Origin of the sequence: Rathayibacter sp. AY2B7 (assembly GCF_002931635.1) — a bacterium.
Taxonomy (GTDB): Bacteria; Actinomycetota; Actinomycetes; order Actinomycetales; family Microbacteriaceae; genus Rathayibacter.
The window spans coordinates 1-535 of sequence record NZ_PSUC01000242.1; the positions used below are offsets into that span (position 1 = coordinate 1).

The following is a 535-nucleotide window of genomic DNA, read 5'->3' on the forward strand; positions in this document are numbered from 1 at the left end:
CGAGCGCGGGGCTGCGCGCGAACCACTCGGTGCGCTCCAGGCGCTCGTCGGCGAACTGGGCGTGCCGCTGCTGCTCGAGTGCTCGCCCGCCGCGCTCGACGCCCACATCGAGACCGTGCGCGCCGGGGAGCCCGACCCCTGGGCTCTGCACCGCCGCTGGCGCAGCGAGGCGCTGGCGCTCCGGCTCTGACGCGTCGACCGCGAGCGGGCGGCTGCGACTCGACCGCTCCGACTCGCCGGTTCCCACTCGACGGTTCCCACTCGCCGGCACTGCATCCGCGGGTCCCACTCCGCCGAGCCGGACACCGGGACGGAGCGACGGGGACGGAGCGACGGGGACGGGTCCCGGAGGACCGTCCCGCAGCCGCCGCGCGACTCGGTCAGCGCCCCCAGGCGTCGACGAGCAGCGGACCGCGGACATCGCGGAGCCGGTCGACCAGGCGGTCCGCCAGCGCGGCCGTGACCCCCGTGGCGACCAGGTCGTGGGGGCCGAGCGGCAGCAGCTTTCCCGTGCGGATGCGCACCACCTCCCACC

The 535-nt window shown here is 77.0% G+C and carries 1 pseudogene; it reads left to right on the forward strand.

From position 1 onward, the window contains the following. Positions 1-190: pseudogene (locus C5C27_RS18320) on the forward strand (hypothetical protein); the annotation flags it as partial. Positions 191-535 lie beyond the last annotated feature (345 nt).